The sequence below is a fragment of the Acinetobacter sp. ANC 3903 genome (assembly GCF_002135315.1).
Taxonomy (GTDB): domain Bacteria; phylum Pseudomonadota; class Gammaproteobacteria; order Pseudomonadales; family Moraxellaceae; genus Acinetobacter.
This window is the reverse complement of sequence record NZ_NEGA01000006.1, coordinates 74,871-89,484: the sequence shown is the minus strand read 5'-3', so window position 1 is coordinate 89,484 and position 14,614 is coordinate 74,871. Positions and strand designations below refer to the sequence as shown.

Genomic DNA, 14,614 nt, shown 5'->3' with positions numbered 1-14,614 from the left:
CTCGTGGGTCTTTTTTTTCATCTGCGATTTTTTGTATTTTTAGATTTATTTTGAGAATTTAGTTTTATGCAAATTTACTTGGCGAGAAATAATCAACAAGCCGGTCCCTACACCCTAGAGCAACTAAACCAGATGCTCGCCAGTCAACAAGTACTGCTTACAGACTTGGCCTGGCATCAAGGTATGACCGAATGGAAGGCTTTAGGTGAATTAACCCAAGGTAAACTTGTATATGAACCTGAAGGATATACCTCACCTCTATCCTCTCCCGAACAAAGCCCTTTACAAAATTCAGCTATTCGTAAAATTCAGGTTGAAAAAAAAGCCACTGCCCAAAAGGAACTGGCTTCAATTACAACCCGCATATTGGCAAAAATTATCGATTTACTACTGTGGTTACCTGCAGCAGCAATTCCTTCATTTTTTTTAAAGCCGGAACAATTTAACCAGCTCTCTGAGATTCAGCAAAAAATGCAAGCGGCTCAGAGCTCAACTCAAGCCGTTCAATTGCAACAGGAATTATTTGCCCTTATTCCTCCTGAAGCATGGCAAACCATGTTTGCTTACATCTTCATTATGCTGGGTATACAGGCATTTATGCTGGCAAAATCAGGCCAAAGCATGGGTAAAAAACTGACTAAAATTAAAATTGTCGATGCCGACAGTGGCAAAAAAGTGAGCCTGATGCGTGCTTTCACTTTACGCAGCTTTATCTTTATCGTTTTAAATTTACTCTTTATGCCGTTTATTACAATTATTGATCATGTTTTCGCAATCACTGAAAAGCGTCAAACTTTGCATGATAAATTAGCCAAAACCAAAGTAGTTAAACAATAACTATTTAATTAGACAGGGATTGTTTTTACATCCCTGTTTTTCCCCAGAATATTGATATTAAAATAAAATTCATATAATAAAAGTTCAATTCCGAGTAAAAAAATCAGTTTTTATAACAGGTATTTAAAGCCATTTTACATATAGCTTAGTTGCTCGATATGAGGCATAATGCCCTACAACGTAGCGGTGTCTCATGATTGGGAAGGATTTTCTATGCTTGGATTTTCTAAGCGAAAATAAACATTTCCAATCATGCGACACTTTAATCGCTATCCCATATTAAATTAGGGAATGGGACTCTTCACCGAGGTTGTAAAATGAGACAAACGATTTTAGCTGTATTGTCTTTATCTGCGATTGCTGCACTCTTAACTGGGTGTGGTGGTGATATGGTACTTCTAAACTCAAAAGGTCCAGTAGCAGAAGGTCAAAGTGGCCTAATGATGGCTGCGATCTACTTAATGCTTTTGGTCGTAATTCCATCAGCAATTATGGCATTGTGGTTTGGTTGGAAATATCGCGCGTCAAATAAAGATGCAGACTATAAACCTACATGGGCACACTCTACTGCAATTGAGATTGTAGTTTGGGGTATTCCTGTCATTATTATTGGTATTTTAGCTTGGTTAACTTGGTGGGGCTCCCACAAGTATGACCCATACCGTCCGCTAGAATCAGATAAAGCCCCTTTAACTGTTCAGGTTGTTGCTGAACAATTCAAATGGATCTTTATCTATCCAGAACAAGGCATTGCGACAGTTAACGAAATCCGCTTCCCGGAAAAAACTCCGGTCACCCTGCGTTTGACATCTAACTTCACAATGAACGCGTTCTTTATTCCTGCATTATCTGGTCAGATTTATGCAATGGCGGGTATGCAGACTCACTTGAATTTCTTGGCAAATGAAACTAGTCCAGCCGATGGCTACCGCGGTTTCTCTTCTGTCTATTCAGGTTATGGATTCTCGCAAATGCGTTTCCGTGCTCACTCTGTGACTGAAGCTCAGTTCGCTGAATGGGTAGCTGCTGTTAAAGCAGGTAATGGCACTTCAGTAAACCCTAAAGCAATTCAAAAAACTGTTTTAGACCAGGCTGAATTAGCAAATTTACGTGACGGTAACCGTTCTAAGCACCAAATCGAAGCATTAGTTGCGAAAGCAAGTACTCCTGAAGAAAAAGCTGCTGCAGAAGCAATGAAGTCTTATCCGACTAAGCCACACCCAGTGACTTACTACTCTTCAGTAGAACCTAAATTGTTCGAATCTGTGATTAACAAATACATGAGTAATTACCACGGTGCTGATCACTCAGCAACTGCTGGTCATGAAGCTGCTGCTTCTGGAGCCCATGTAAATGTTGAACATGCGACTGCTTCTGTAGAGGAATAAGACATGAGCTTCTTAGGTAAGTTAGGTCCGGATGCAATTCCAACCGATCCAATCGTGCTGGTTACTGTTGCACTGATGGTTCTTGGCGGTATCGCAGCTGTTGCAGGTATCACCTATTTCAAAAAATGGAACTATTTGTGGACTGAATGGTTCACATCGGTAGACCATAAAAAAATTGGTATCATGTATATTTTGGTATCCATTGTCATGCTTGTGCGTGGCTTTGCCGATGCGATCATGATGCGTCTTCAACAGTTCCTTGCAAAAGGTGGCGGTGAAGGTTATTTACACCCGGAACATTACGATCAGATCTTTACTGCGCATGGCGTAATCATGATCTTCTTCGTGGCAATGGGTCTGGTAGTTGGTTTAATGAACATCTCTGTACCACTTCAAATTGGTGCACGTGACGTGGCATTCCCATTATTAAACTCTTTAAGTTTCTGGCTATTTGCCGGTGCTGCCGGTTTGATGATGGCTTCTCTTGCGATTGGTGAGTTCGCTGCAACAGGCTGGATGGCTTATCCTCCTCTTTCAGGTATCGAATATTCTCCTGGCGTAGGTGTAGACTACTACATTTGGGCACTCCAGGTTTCTGGTCTGGGTACGCTTTTAACGGGTGTTAACTTCTTTGTTACCATCATCAAAATGCGTGCGCCTGGCATGACTCTTATGGATATGCCTATTTTTACTTGGACAGCTTTAGTCACTGTTGTACTTATCATTGCTACGTTCCCAGTATTAACTGCGACTCTTGCAATGTTGACACTTGACCGTTATTTCGGCTTCCACTTCTTTACAAATGACTTGGGTGGTAGCCCAATGTTGTATGTAAACTTGATTTGGACTTGGGGTCACCCAGAAGTATACATCTTGGTATTACCAGCTTTTGGTATTTACTCAGAAGTTACTGCCGTGTTCTGCCGTAAAGCATTGTTCGGTTACAAATCAATGGTGTACGCAACTGTAGCAATCGGTGTGTTATCACTTGTTGTTTGGGTTCACCACTTCTTTACTATGGGTGCAGGTGCCAACGTTAACGCGTTCTTTGGTATCATGACCATGATCATTGCGATCCCGACTGGTGTAAAAATCTTCTCTTGGTTGTTCACCATGTACAAGGGCCGCATTACCTATACAACCCCTATGCTGTGGACACTTGGCTTCCTTGTGACTTTCGGTATCGGTGGTTTAACAGGTGTATTGATGGCTGTTCCTCCAGCGGACTTCCTGGTACACAACTCTTTATTCCTGATTGCTCACTTCCATAACGTAATTATCGGTGGTGTAGTATTCGCGATGTTCGCAGGTATCATTTTCTACTGGCCAAAAATGTTTGGCTGGAAGTTAAATGAAACTTGGGGTAAAGCTGCATTCTGGTTCTGGTTCATCGGTTTCTACTTTGCGTTCATGCCACTTTATATCCTTGGTTTCATGGGTATGACTCGTCGTTTGAATACATTTGACAACCCAGAATGGGATCCATATGTAAACATTGCAATGTTTGGTGCTGTTCTTATTGCGCTTGGTATTGCATGTTTCGTTATGCAAATCGTGGTAGGTTTCCTACAACGCGAAAAAGGTATAGATGTAACTGGCGATATCTGGGATGGCCGTACTTTAGAATGGTCTACTTCATCTCCAGCTCCGTTCTATAACTTTGCCTATCTTCCAAAGATCAATGGTATTGATACTTTCTGGACTGACAAAGAAAACGGTATTGCATACACTAAACCAACCAAATATGAAGACATTCATATGCCAACAAACCGTGCGGCTGGTTTCGTTATTGCAATGTTTATTACAGTAATGGGCTTCGCATTAATCTGGCACATCTGGTGGTTAGTAGCGATTACATTCGTTTCTGCGATCATTAGCTTCATCGTGTCTTCTTTCACCAAGAAAGTGGATTACTATGTTCCAGCTGCTGAAGTTGAACGCATCGAAAACGAACGTTATGCACAACTTGAAAAACACTTGAAGAAGGACTAAGACTATGGCTGAAGTACTTCATCACGATAACCACGGACACGATGAACATCATCATCACGATGATACTGACATCACAGTCTTTGGTTTCTGGTCTTACTTGATGAGTGACTTGATCCTATTCGGTACACTCTTCATCGCGTTTGCTGTATTAAGCAGTCACGTTCCAGTTGGTACTCCAAGTGCACGAGATCTTTTTGGTGAATCTCTCAGTTTCGTATTAACTGAAACATTCGCCCTCTTGATTTCGTCTGTAACGTTCGGCTTTGCTGTTCTTGCTGCCTACAAGAAAGACGTATCTAAAGTTCTGACTTGGCTTGCAATTACTTGGGTATTTGGTGCTTCGTTCATCGGCATGGAATTATATGAGTTTAATCATTTAGTTCATGCTGGTCATGGCCCTAGTACAAGTGCATTCTTATCTTCGTTCTTTACGTTGGTAGGTACACACGGTATTCACGTAACTTCAGGTTTGGTTTGGATGATCGTGTTAATGATTCAAATCAAGAAAAATGGTTTGACACTTCCAAACACACGTCGTCTTGCATGCTTAAGCTTGTTCTGGCACTTCCTTGACATCGTTTGGATCTGTGTATTCAGCGTAGTTTACTTGATGGGAGTTCTCTAAATGAGTCACGATCACAACTCTACTGGTGCAGCACACGGTAACGTTAAACAGTATACAGTCGGTTTTATCCTCTCTATTGTCCTTACCATTATTCCTTTTGGAATGGTAATGGCAGGTGGTTTTGACCGCGGTATTCTGATTACCGTGATTGCAATTACTGCCGTTGCTCAGATTCTTGTACAGTTAATTTATTTCCTGCACATGAATTCTTCTTCAGAGCAACGTTGGAACGTGATTGCATTCGTTTATACGATTCTGACCATTGCCATCCTTTTGGTTGGTTCTGTATGGATCATGAACTACCTTCACTACAACATGATGATCTAAACTGGTTGTCATGCTGAAAAAGTATTTATTCCTGACTAAGCCAGGAATTCTCTTTGGTAACTTCGTTACCACTTTGGGTGGCTACTTTGTAGCTGCCCAAGGTTCTGTAGATTTCCTTCTTCTGCTCCTTACTCTCTTGGGCACACTCTTCGTTGTTGCTTCTGGGTGCGTGGTCAATAATGTTATTGATCAAGACATCGACCAAAAAATGCAGCGCACACAAAATCGTGCGATGGTTAAAAAATCCATTTCAGAACCTGTTGCTTATGCCTATGCATTGGTACTTGGGCTTATTGGTTTTAGCATTTTATGGTTTTGGGTAAATGCATACGCTTTCCTATTCGCAGTCCTTGGTTTTGTCGTATACGTTGGCTTTTACAGCTTATGGACAAAACGAACGACTATTCATCAAACAATCGTTGGTAGTATTTCTGGTGCTGCGCCGCCTGTGATCGGTTATACCGCTGTCGCTCAACATTTTGATTTGGGTGCCTTACTGGTTTTCATCGGTTATGCACTTTGGCAAATGCCTCATTCATGGGCCATTGCTGTTTATCGTTTTGACGATTACAAAAATGCAGGTGTTCCGATTCTTCCTGTAGCGCGTTCAATCTTACGCACTAAAATTGAATCGTTGATTTATGTTGTTTTATTTACCATCACCATGAATGCCCTATTTGTATATGGTTATGCAAATTGGCTTTATTTAGTGATATTAAATGCTTTATGTATTTACTGGTTATATATTGGTGTAATTGGATTTAAAGCTGAAAATGACCAACTTTGGGCTAAACGCTTTTTCCTCTATTCAGTAATTTTAATTACAGTAATCAGTATCTGTTTTAGTTTCACAGCGACTGCACCGGCAACACAAATCGTATTTTTTTAAAAGATAGAGTTACACTCTATCTTTTAATGAGATATTTCATATTCTCTTCTAACTTCGCTCTTTGCTATTTTTAATTTCTGTTTTTCACTTGCAAACTTTAAGTAAGTGTATTACTCATAAAATTTGTGAAAAGCAAAGTTTAGCATCTACCTTTTTCAGTATTTTTCCGTTTTCCTGTGCTTAAACCTTGTATTTAACAAGCAAAGGCTCTAAAATTCACGCTTCGCAAATTTATGCGACACAACCTTGGTTGTGACTCCTTGCTTCAATTTAGTTAAATTGAGGCTGTTTAAACCGTAAGGAGCTGACAATGCGTCACTACGAAATCGTACTTTTGGTACATCCAGACCAAAGCGATCAAGTTGTGGGTATGGTAGAACGTTACCTAACTCACATCAAAGAAGCTGAAGGTCAAATTCACCGTTTAGAAGATTGGGGCCGTCGTCAATTGGCTTACCCAATTAATAAAATTCATAAAGCTCACTACATTTTAATGAACGTTGAATGTGGTCAAACTACGCTTAATGAATTAGAAGAATTGTTCCGTTATAATGACGCAATCCTTCGTAATGTTATTATTCGTCGTGAACATGCAATTACTGAAGAGTCATTGCTTGCTAAAAGTGCTGAAGAAAAACGTGCGCGTAAAGCACAACGTGAAGAAGCACAACAATCTCAAGACTCTGCTGAAGCATAAGGAGAACATAAATGGCACGTTTTTACCGTCGTCGCAAGTTCTGCCGCTTTACAGCTGAGAAAGTTGCTTACATCGACTACAAAGATATCGATACTTTAAAACAGTACATCACTGAAAACGGCAAGATTGTTCCTAGCCGTATTACAGGTACTAAAGCTCGTTACCAACGTCAATTAGCGCTTGCTATCAAACAAGCTCGCTACTTAGCGTTGATCCCTTACACTGACAATCATAAGTGAGGTTGAGCTGTGGATATTATCTTATTACAACGCATTAAAAACCTTGGTAAATTAGGCGATAAAGTATCAGTTAAAGCTGGTTACGGCCGTAACTTCCTTATCCCTCAAGGTAAAGCAGTTGCAGCTACTGAAGCTAACACTGCTGCTTTTGAAGCTCGTCGCGCTGAACTTGAGAAAGCTGAAGCTGACGTTTTAGCTGCTGCTCAAGCACGTGCTGACCAATTGAACGAAGTTAACATCGTAATCACTGCTAAAGCTGGTGACGAAGGTAAACTATTCGGTTCTATCGGTACTCGTGACATCGCAGACGCTTTAACTAATGCTGGTCTTGAAGTTGACCGTGCAGAAGTTCGTTTACCAAACGGTGCGCTTCGTAACACTGGTGAATTCAACATCGCAATCCAATTGCATCATGATGTTGTTGCTGAAGTTCTCGTTACTATCGTATCTGAGTAATTTCTTGCAAGAAAAAGAGCATGCTTTTGCATGCTCTTTTTTTATCTCTGAAAATAGTCAAAATAGTTGAATCACGTTGTTTAGCGCTTGTTCACTTCACTTATTTTGACTATTTTTAAACACTTCAATAAATGAAATTTTCGATTCGCATTTTTTTTAAGAGCGCGTATCATCTGCTTATACGAAGAGAATACCTTTTTGTTCTTCGTCACTTTTTCTAAATTACTCATTTATTGCATTTAAAATTAGGGTTTTATATGTCACAGGCGAATGCCAACGCTATGCTTAACTCAGCTAAAGTCGATAATAAAGCAAGCGAGTCGGGCCAACTCAAAGAGTTTCGTACTCCTCCGCATAACTTGGCGATTGAACAGGCCGTTCTTGCCGCACTTATGACGGTAGCCGAATCTTTTGAGCAAGTCGGTGATGTATTAAGTGAAAATGATTTCTATGCTACACGGCATAAATATATTTTCCGAGCCATTGAAAAATTAGCCCAAGAAAATTCACCTTATGATGCAGTCCTGGTGAATGACTGGCTGATCAAACAGAATCTTCTAGAGGCCGTAGGCGGTGAAGAATATTTAATGCAATTGATGGCAGATTCCCCTTCCAGCTTTTATAACCTGGAAACCTATGCCAATAAAATTAAAGAATTTTCAACTTTACGCAGCATGATTAAAGTCAGCTCTGAAATTCTACAAAACGCTTATGACACCAAAGGCCGCAGTGTCAGTGAAATTTTAGACCTGGCTGAAACCAATATTTTTTCGATTGCCGAACAGCATAATAACAATGCCAAAGCTCAAGGCCCAAAACCGATCAATGCTGTGGTTGCCGATGTTTTTGACAAGTTAAATGAACTTTCGCAAATGGAAGGCAATATTACCGGTTTAACTTCAGGCTTTCTGGAACTGGATAATAAAACTTCCGGCATGCAAGCGGGTGATTTAATCATTGTGGCGGCCCGTCCCTCTATGGGTAAAACCACCTTCGCCATGAACCTGGTCGAAAGTGTGCTGTTTAATTGCGATTTGCCAGCTTTGGTTTTTTCCATGGAAATGCCAGCAGATTCGATTGCCATGCGTTTGATTTCTGCTTACGGTAAAGTGCATCAGGGCCATTTGCGTGCCGGTAAACTGGATGGCGATGAATGGTCTAAAGTAACAGGCACCATTTTACAACTGCAGGAAAAAAATCTGTACATTGATGATTCTTCTGCCCTGCCTCCGACGGAATTACGTGCACGTGCACGTCGTATTGCCAAAATGCATGGCGGGAAAATTGGCTGTATCATGGTCGATTACTTACAATTGATGAAAGTGCCAGGTATGGGTGATAACCGCGTGGGCGAGATCTCAGAAATTTCACGAAGCTTAAAAGCACTGGCTAAAGAAATGATGTGCCCTGTCATTGCATTATCTCAGCTCAACCGCTCACTGGAAAACCGGCCAAATAAACGCCCGGTGATGTCCGATCTTCGTGAATCCGGTGCGATCGAGCAGGATGCCGATTTAATTATGTTTATTTACCGTGATGAAGTTTATAACAAAGAATCCAAAGAAGCAGGCACAGCGGAAATTATTATCGGTAAACAACGTAACGGTCCAATTGGTACTGTTCGTCTGGCTTTTGAAGGCCAATATACACGTTTTAGCAACCTGTCACCCGAGTTTTATTCTCAATATAATGATGAAGAATAAGATATAAAAACGAGGTATTGACCTCGTTTTTTTAAATTTATTTTTCTTGTGCTATTGCTTTAATTTATCATTATTCAATATTACATAATATTTTTCTGTTTAAATTTTGGTGAAAAATACACTTTAACTTAGTGTTTATTTTCAGCTAGAGGACTACAATATCCATCTCCATTTTGCTTAAGTTCCTCATTTTCAATACTGAGATCACAAGCATATCTATAATATTCTTACGTAGCTTATAAGCGATTTGATCCAACGAATTGCTGTAATGTTTCATTGTAATCCCAAGGAGTAACTAGGGTGCGCCAAGCAACAGTTTATATTGATAGAGAAGCCCTTCAATATAATTTAAACCGTGTCAAACAACTTGCACCAACTGCTCAAATTGTAAGTATGGTTAAAGCCAATGCTTATGGACATGGAGTCAAAGACTGTTTAGCAGCCTTAGGTGATACGGATGCCTTTGGTGTCGCCTGCCTTGAAGAAGCTTTAGAAATTCGTGAACTTGGCTATAAGCAACCGATTACCCTCATTGAAGGCATTTTCTCTGAAGATGAAATGCAGGTTGTGGTAGAGAACAATATTGAATGTGTGATCCATCATCAACAACAATTGGAGTGGTTACTTACACACAAAGCACGCTACATTGGCAAAAACCTAAAAGTTTGGGTCAAACTCAATAGCGGTATGAACCGTCTGGGTTTCAAAGTACCTGAAATTATTGAAGTGATTAATTCACTTAAAGCTGAAGGTTTTACTTGTGTACTGGCAATGCACTTTGCCAATGCTGATGCAGACCACCCCCTCAATGAACAGCAGAAATCACAATTTCTACAAGTAAAACAAGCCTGTGCGCCAGTGATGGGTTCTTGCTGCAATTCGGCTGCCATTTATAAATGGCCTGAATTGAATTTTGATTTTGTGCGTCCAGGGATCATGCTCTATGGTGCATCGCCCTTTGCGGATAAATCAGTCCATGATTTAGACCTCAAACCAGTGATGACGTTTACCGCTGAAATTATTGCTTTAAATCATATTCAAGCTGGTGAACACGTCGGTTATGGTTCAACTTTTACCGCAGACAAAGAAATGGACCTAGCCATCGTTTCGATTGGCTATGGAGATGGTTACCCGCGTGCTTTCTTTAAACAGAACTATATATCCATTAATGGTCAAGCTACCCGTGTCATTGGTCGCGTGGCAATGGACATGATTGCGATCGATGTGACCGGTATCAATGCACCACTTGGTACTGAAGTTGAACTTTGGGGTAAAGACCGTTTGGTGGATGATGTTGCCGAAGCCAATGGCACTATTGGCTATGAGCTGCTATGTCGTTTAAGCCCGCGTCCTATAAGAAAATAACACTAGAAATTCAATAAAAAACCCAAGTCTGTACTTGGGTTTTTTCATTCTGATAACAGCTTATTAATCTAAATAATCATCAGTCGGGATAGGCAACTCTAGCAAGCCACGGCGCAAAGTATCTGACCATTGTTTACTGAGTTTCCAGAAATAGGGATCTTCTTCATAAATTCGTTTGCCATTTGGGATATGCAAAGAATCTTTTTTATACACTACCAAATCGAGTGGCATACCCACAGAAACATTGGAACGCAAGGTAGAATCAAAAGAAATTAAACAACAACGTAGCGCTTCATCTAAAGGCATTTGATAAATTAAGGCCCGATCGAGTATCGGTTTGCCATATTTACTTTCACCAATCTGGAAATAAGGGGTATCTTCTGTTGCACAAATAAAATTGCCTTGCGGATAAATATTGTACAATTGCATTTCTGAACCTTGAATCTGCCCGCCTAACAAAATACTACAATAATAATTACCTTGTTCATGCATATGCGAGTCTTCTGTGACATCAGCAATGACTTTTTTTAGTGTATGCCCCACCAGTTCCGCCATTTCAAACATGGTGTTCACACTATACAAGTTCGGTTCTTGCTTCAGTTCCAGATGATTGTTTAAATGCCCAATCACGGCCTGGGTTGTGGCTAAATTTCCTGATGTCTGTATCGTGAGAAATCTTTCACCCTCTACACCAAAGATATAGAGCTTGCGAAATACCGAGATGTGATCGACCCCGGCATTGGTACGGGTATCGCTCACAAAGACTAGACCATCTTCTAATCGTAGCGCACAGCAATAAGTCATGAGAACTCCTTATGACTTTTAAGTTTTCAGCAAGCGAGCACTTGAACGATAGAGTTCATGGATTCAACACCACCGCGCTCTCGTATGCCTCGCACTGGTGCAACATCCCAGTAATCACGGCCCACAGCCACATAAATGTGCGCATTCGGCGTAAATAACTGGTTGCTGGTATCAAAACAATACCACGAATTTTCAAAAAAAACCTCTGCCCAAGCGTGACTGGCAAGATGAGAGGTATCGGGTACAAATAAGTAACCCGAGACATATCGCGCCGGCAAGCCCAGATATTTACACATGGCAATAAAGACATGGCTATGATCCTGACATACCCCCTGTCGGCATTGAAAAGCATCTATAGCTGAAGTTTGTACCGAAGTTCGGTCAGGCGTATAAGGAATATGATTTAAAATGGCTTCTGACAAAACCATTAAGTTGGCTCGGTTCACCCACGGAACATAGCACTCTGCAAAACTTTTCATCTCCGCGTTGCACAGCGTACTTGGCGTAGGCTGCAAAAATAAATGCGGATTGAGGTTTGTAGCAATCCCGAACTGCGTATCAGGGTTAATCTCGACAATGCCCTGCGCCATTATGGACATTTGGCTATAAGACTGGCGCTGCGAACTGGTAATCCAGAGATTGTTAAAGGCATCATTTTTTATTTCTTTTAGCCCCGGCACGCTGACATCCCAGCAATGAACCTGCTGATGGGCATTGCTGGTCGGTGTCATTTTAATATACTGAATACTGTTACAGGCCTGATCACTATACTGATAATGAGTTTGGTGATTGATCATCAACTTCATACATCCACCTCAAATAGATTCTGAATATGATCACTAAATTGATAAAAATTCATATTATCCGGGTTTAATTTAAGTTGCTGCCAGGCGTCATCCAGCTTATCCCAACCAATCTGCGTCAATAGCTCTACAACTTTATTCAGGTTGTTTAGTGTTACGGCCTGATCCTGTTTCAGACGAATTTGCCGATCAAGCTGCTCAATATTTTGTCCCAAACTAAAAAACAGAAACACATCTTCCGACTCAGCTTCTATCACCTCATGGCAATCTCCCGCTACGTCACAAATATAAGTCGCATTTTCATGGGCATTTTTAATCAGCTGATTTAGTTCTGCATAGGCTTTTGCCGAAAGAACGCCACGCAAATCCTGGATATTATCTTTAGCATATTGAAATTGTTGACTGAACGATGAAGGCTGTTCAGCATCCAGAAATAACGAATTGAGTGAGCTTGCATCAAAAGCGGGCAAGCAAAAGCCATGGGCATATTGCAATGCATCCTGATTATCCAGAAACGGAAACTGGCCACATGCATATTGAATCCGGGTTAAATACCGACCTAACCAAAAAATCTGCTGAGCATTACTATTTAATAAAATCATAATTTCCTTCCCATGGTTAGATGTCTATGAATGCAGGTTATCGACCACCCATGTGTCTTTAACGCCCCCACCTTGTGAAGAATTCACTACCAGTGACCCTGCCTGCATAGCCACCCGTGTCAAACCACCCGGAACAATTTCGGTTCGGTAAGGCGAACTGAGCACAAAGGGCCGCAAATCGATATGCCGCTCTGCCACTCCATAATCGGTCAAAGTCGGGCAAACCGATAAATCCAGCGTCGGTTGTGCAATATACAAATGCGGTGCAGCAATAATTTTGCCTCTGAAAGACTCAATCTGGCTGTTTGAAGACTGAGGGCCAATCAACATGCCATAACCACCCGAGCCTTGAGCTTCTTTCACCACCAGTTGTTCTAAATTGGACAAAACATAGTCTAGATCTTGAGTTTCCCGGCATTGATAGGTCGGCACATTTTTTAAGATGGCCTGCTCACCCAGATAAAAATGAATCATTTTATCGACATAAGGATAAATCGATTTATCATCTGCCACTCCGGTACCCGGTGCATTGGCAATCACCACATTGTGATTGAGATAGGCCGACATTAAACCTGGTACACCCAAGGTGCTATCGGGCAAAAAGCATAGAGGATCGAGATATGCATCATCGACCCGTCGATAAATTACATCAACCTTCTGTCTGCCACGAATCGTTTTGACATAAACCTTATCGTTCTCTACAAAAAGGTCACGCGATGTCACTAAAGGCACATCCATTTCCCTTGCCAGGAAGGAATGTTCATAATATGCGCTGTTATAGCGTCCCGGCGTCAGCACCACGATAAAAGGACTGTCTACATAAGCATTTTCAGCCAGGATTTCTTTAAGCAGCTGAGGATATTGCTCAATACCCAGAACATTATTTTGCTGAAAAAGCTGTGGCATGAGTTCTTGGCTAATTTTGCGGCATTCCAGCATATAAGACACGCCGGACGGCGTTCTTAAATTATCCTCGAGCACATAAAATTCACCGTGGCGGTCACGAATAATATCAATCCCGCTAATTTGGCTGTAAATTTTCCCTTTTAAGTCATGTGCATACATATGCGGCAGATAGGCTTCATGGCTAAGCACTTGTAATTCAGGTACCACATTGGCTTTCAAAATGTCCTGTTGATGATAAATATCGTGTAAAAATAAATTCAGTGCCCGTACCCTTTGTGCACAGCCAAGCGATATCTTGTTCCATTGCTTTTTTTCAATCACCCGTGGAATTAAATCATAGGGAATGGTTCGCTCTATCCCTTCGGACTCGCCATATACGGTAAAAGTAATCCCTTCATATAAAAAATGATCTTTGGCTGCCTGATTCAGCGACTTCAACTCTTCCAGCGTATGTTGTGATAGCCAGTGTTCTATTTTTTGGCAGGTTTCACCCGACATGCTTTGATCGTCAACCAATTCATTAAAAAAATGTGATTTAAACTGTTGAAATAATGTATTAAATTTAGAATTTGGTTTTATTTGTGTTGTTAAAGACACATTGCTTTTTGCCCCTGCTTCATGATGGGCAAACGTCTCCAGTGACGGAATCGAATTTGTATCTTGATTTTCTTTAAGCATACAAACCTCGTAATTTTCTCTATTGTCAGTAGAGTTAAGCAATAAACATGCCAGTCACCATTTAAGTTATTTATCCACTTGCATTTTAGGGTCTGTTGGTAATTCTTCTATGTTTGCGACTACGCGTATTTTTTAAGCGATACGAGGCGTGAACTGAAAAATTTAGTTATTCTAAATGCGTAGTTCACAACGACGTAGCTTCAAAAAATATCCTAGCCCCCAGCTGTGCCTTGCGCTGCAAACGAAGCCGTGCTTTGTTCTTGCTCATATCAAAACATGCAAGCTCAGGCGCAAGTGCTTGCG

Annotated in this window: 15 protein-coding genes; 11 read left to right on the top strand and 4 right to left on the bottom strand. The window is 40.9% G+C overall.

From position 1 onward, the window contains the following. The first annotated feature begins 66 nt into the window (after positions 1-66). The 11 genes from B9T29_RS05995 to alr all read left to right on the top strand — a co-directional run bounded on the left by B9T29_RS05995 (position 67) and on the right by alr (position 10,518). Positions 67-837, top strand: a complete 771-nt coding sequence (locus B9T29_RS05995; protein WP_086175045.1) for an RDD family protein — start codon at positions 67-69, stop codon at positions 835-837. 317 nt (positions 838-1,154) lie between these two features. Next, entirely contained in the window at positions 1,155-2,225 is a 1,071-nt protein-coding gene (gene cyoA / locus B9T29_RS05990; protein WP_086175044.1) for a ubiquinol oxidase subunit II, read from the top strand. Between the two features lie 3 nt (positions 2,226-2,228). After that, entirely contained in the window at positions 2,229-4,217 is a 1,989-nt protein-coding gene (gene cyoB, locus B9T29_RS05985; RefSeq protein WP_086175043.1) for a cytochrome o ubiquinol oxidase subunit I, read from the top strand. 4 nt (positions 4,218-4,221) lie between these two features. After that, a complete protein-coding gene (gene cyoC, locus B9T29_RS05980; RefSeq protein WP_086175042.1) occupies positions 4,222-4,842 on the top strand; it encodes a cytochrome o ubiquinol oxidase subunit III in 621 nt (206 codons plus the stop codon). Then, positions 4,843-5,169, top strand: a complete 327-nt coding sequence (locus B9T29_RS05975; RefSeq protein WP_086175041.1) for a cytochrome o ubiquinol oxidase subunit IV — start codon at positions 4,843-4,845, stop codon at positions 5,167-5,169. Between the two features lie 10 nt (positions 5,170-5,179). Next, positions 5,180-6,058: a heme o synthase gene (gene cyoE, locus B9T29_RS05970; protein ID WP_086175040.1), complete on the top strand. Its 879-nt coding sequence runs from the start codon at positions 5,180-5,182 to the stop codon at positions 6,056-6,058. A 310-nt stretch (positions 6,059-6,368) separates the two neighbouring features. Next, the gene (gene rpsF / locus B9T29_RS05965; protein ID WP_004648827.1) at positions 6,369-6,755 is read left to right on the top strand and encodes a 30S ribosomal protein S6; all 387 of its coding nucleotides are present in this window, start codon (positions 6,369-6,371) and stop codon (positions 6,753-6,755) included. An 11-nt stretch (positions 6,756-6,766) separates the two neighbouring features. Continuing rightward, on the top strand, positions 6,767-6,994 hold the full coding sequence (rpsR, locus tag B9T29_RS05960; protein WP_004676982.1) for a 30S ribosomal protein S18: 228 nt from the start codon (positions 6,767-6,769) through the stop codon (positions 6,992-6,994). A gap of 9 nt (positions 6,995-7,003) precedes the next feature. Then, positions 7,004-7,450: a 50S ribosomal protein L9 gene (gene rplI, locus B9T29_RS05955; protein WP_086175039.1), complete on the top strand. Its 447-nt coding sequence runs from the start codon at positions 7,004-7,006 to the stop codon at positions 7,448-7,450. A gap of 257 nt (positions 7,451-7,707) precedes the next feature. Beyond that, positions 7,708-9,153: a replicative DNA helicase gene (gene dnaB, locus B9T29_RS05950; protein ID WP_086175038.1), complete on the top strand. Its 1,446-nt coding sequence runs from the start codon at positions 7,708-7,710 to the stop codon at positions 9,151-9,153. Between the two features lie 300 nt (positions 9,154-9,453). Next, positions 9,454-10,518, top strand: a complete 1,065-nt coding sequence (gene alr / locus B9T29_RS05945; protein ID WP_086175037.1) for an alanine racemase — start codon at positions 9,454-9,456, stop codon at positions 10,516-10,518. A gap of 63 nt (positions 10,519-10,581) precedes the next feature. Here the strand turns inward: alr and B9T29_RS05940 are convergent, their stop codons facing one another. Genes B9T29_RS05940 through B9T29_RS05925 form a run of 4 tightly spaced genes read right to left on the bottom strand, consistent with a single transcriptional unit; the run spans position 10,582 to position 14,311 of the window. After that, positions 10,582-11,322: a proteasome-type protease gene (locus B9T29_RS05940; RefSeq protein ID WP_086175036.1), complete on the bottom strand. Its 741-nt coding sequence runs from the start codon at positions 11,320-11,322 to the stop codon at positions 10,582-10,584. A 26-nt stretch (positions 11,323-11,348) separates the two neighbouring features. Then, positions 11,349-12,128, bottom strand: a complete 780-nt coding sequence (locus B9T29_RS05935) for a transglutaminase family protein (protein WP_086175035.1) — start codon at positions 12,126-12,128, stop codon at positions 11,349-11,351. Then, a complete protein-coding gene (locus B9T29_RS05930; protein ID WP_086175034.1) occupies positions 12,125-12,727 on the bottom strand; it encodes an alpha-E domain-containing protein in 603 nt (200 codons plus the stop codon). Before B9T29_RS05930 ends, B9T29_RS05935 begins: the two co-directional genes overlap by 4 nt. A gap of 24 nt (positions 12,728-12,751) precedes the next feature. After that, positions 12,752-14,311, bottom strand: a complete 1,560-nt coding sequence (locus B9T29_RS05925) for a circularly permuted type 2 ATP-grasp protein (RefSeq protein ID WP_086175033.1) — start codon at positions 14,309-14,311, stop codon at positions 12,752-12,754. Positions 14,312-14,614: the final 303 nt, after the last annotated feature.

Excerpts from the sequence above, each read along its gene's own strand:
- B9T29_RS05995 (WP_086175045.1), top strand. The coding sequence starts at position 67 with ATGCAAATTTACTTGGCGAGAAATAATCAACAAGCCGGTCCCTACACC.
- cyoA (WP_086175044.1), top strand. The coding sequence starts at position 1,155 with ATGAGACAAACGATTTTAGCTGTATTGTCTTTATCTGCGATTGCTGCA.
- cyoB (WP_086175043.1), top strand. The coding sequence starts at position 2,229 with ATGAGCTTCTTAGGTAAGTTAGGTCCGGATGCAATTCCAACCGATCCA.
- cyoC (WP_086175042.1), top strand. The coding sequence starts at position 4,222 with ATGGCTGAAGTACTTCATCACGATAACCACGGACACGATGAACATCAT.
- B9T29_RS05975 (WP_086175041.1), top strand. The coding sequence starts at position 4,843 with ATGAGTCACGATCACAACTCTACTGGTGCAGCACACGGTAACGTTAAA.
- cyoE (WP_086175040.1), top strand. The coding sequence starts at position 5,180 with ATGCTGAAAAAGTATTTATTCCTGACTAAGCCAGGAATTCTCTTTGGT.
- rpsF (WP_004648827.1), top strand. The coding sequence starts at position 6,369 with ATGCGTCACTACGAAATCGTACTTTTGGTACATCCAGACCAAAGCGAT.
- rpsR (WP_004676982.1), top strand. The coding sequence starts at position 6,767 with ATGGCACGTTTTTACCGTCGTCGCAAGTTCTGCCGCTTTACAGCTGAG.
- dnaB (WP_086175038.1), top strand. The coding sequence starts at position 7,708 with ATGTCACAGGCGAATGCCAACGCTATGCTTAACTCAGCTAAAGTCGAT.
- B9T29_RS05940 (WP_086175036.1), bottom strand. The coding sequence starts at position 11,322 with ATGACTTATTGCTGTGCGCTACGATTAGAAGATGGTCTAGTCTTTGTG.
- B9T29_RS05935 (WP_086175035.1), bottom strand. The coding sequence starts at position 12,128 with ATGAAGTTGATGATCAATCACCAAACTCATTATCAGTATAGTGATCAG.
- B9T29_RS05930 (WP_086175034.1), bottom strand. The coding sequence starts at position 12,727 with ATGATTTTATTAAATAGTAATGCTCAGCAGATTTTTTGGTTAGGTCGG.
- B9T29_RS05925 (WP_086175033.1), bottom strand. The coding sequence starts at position 14,311 with ATGCTTAAAGAAAATCAAGATACAAATTCGATTCCGTCACTGGAGACG.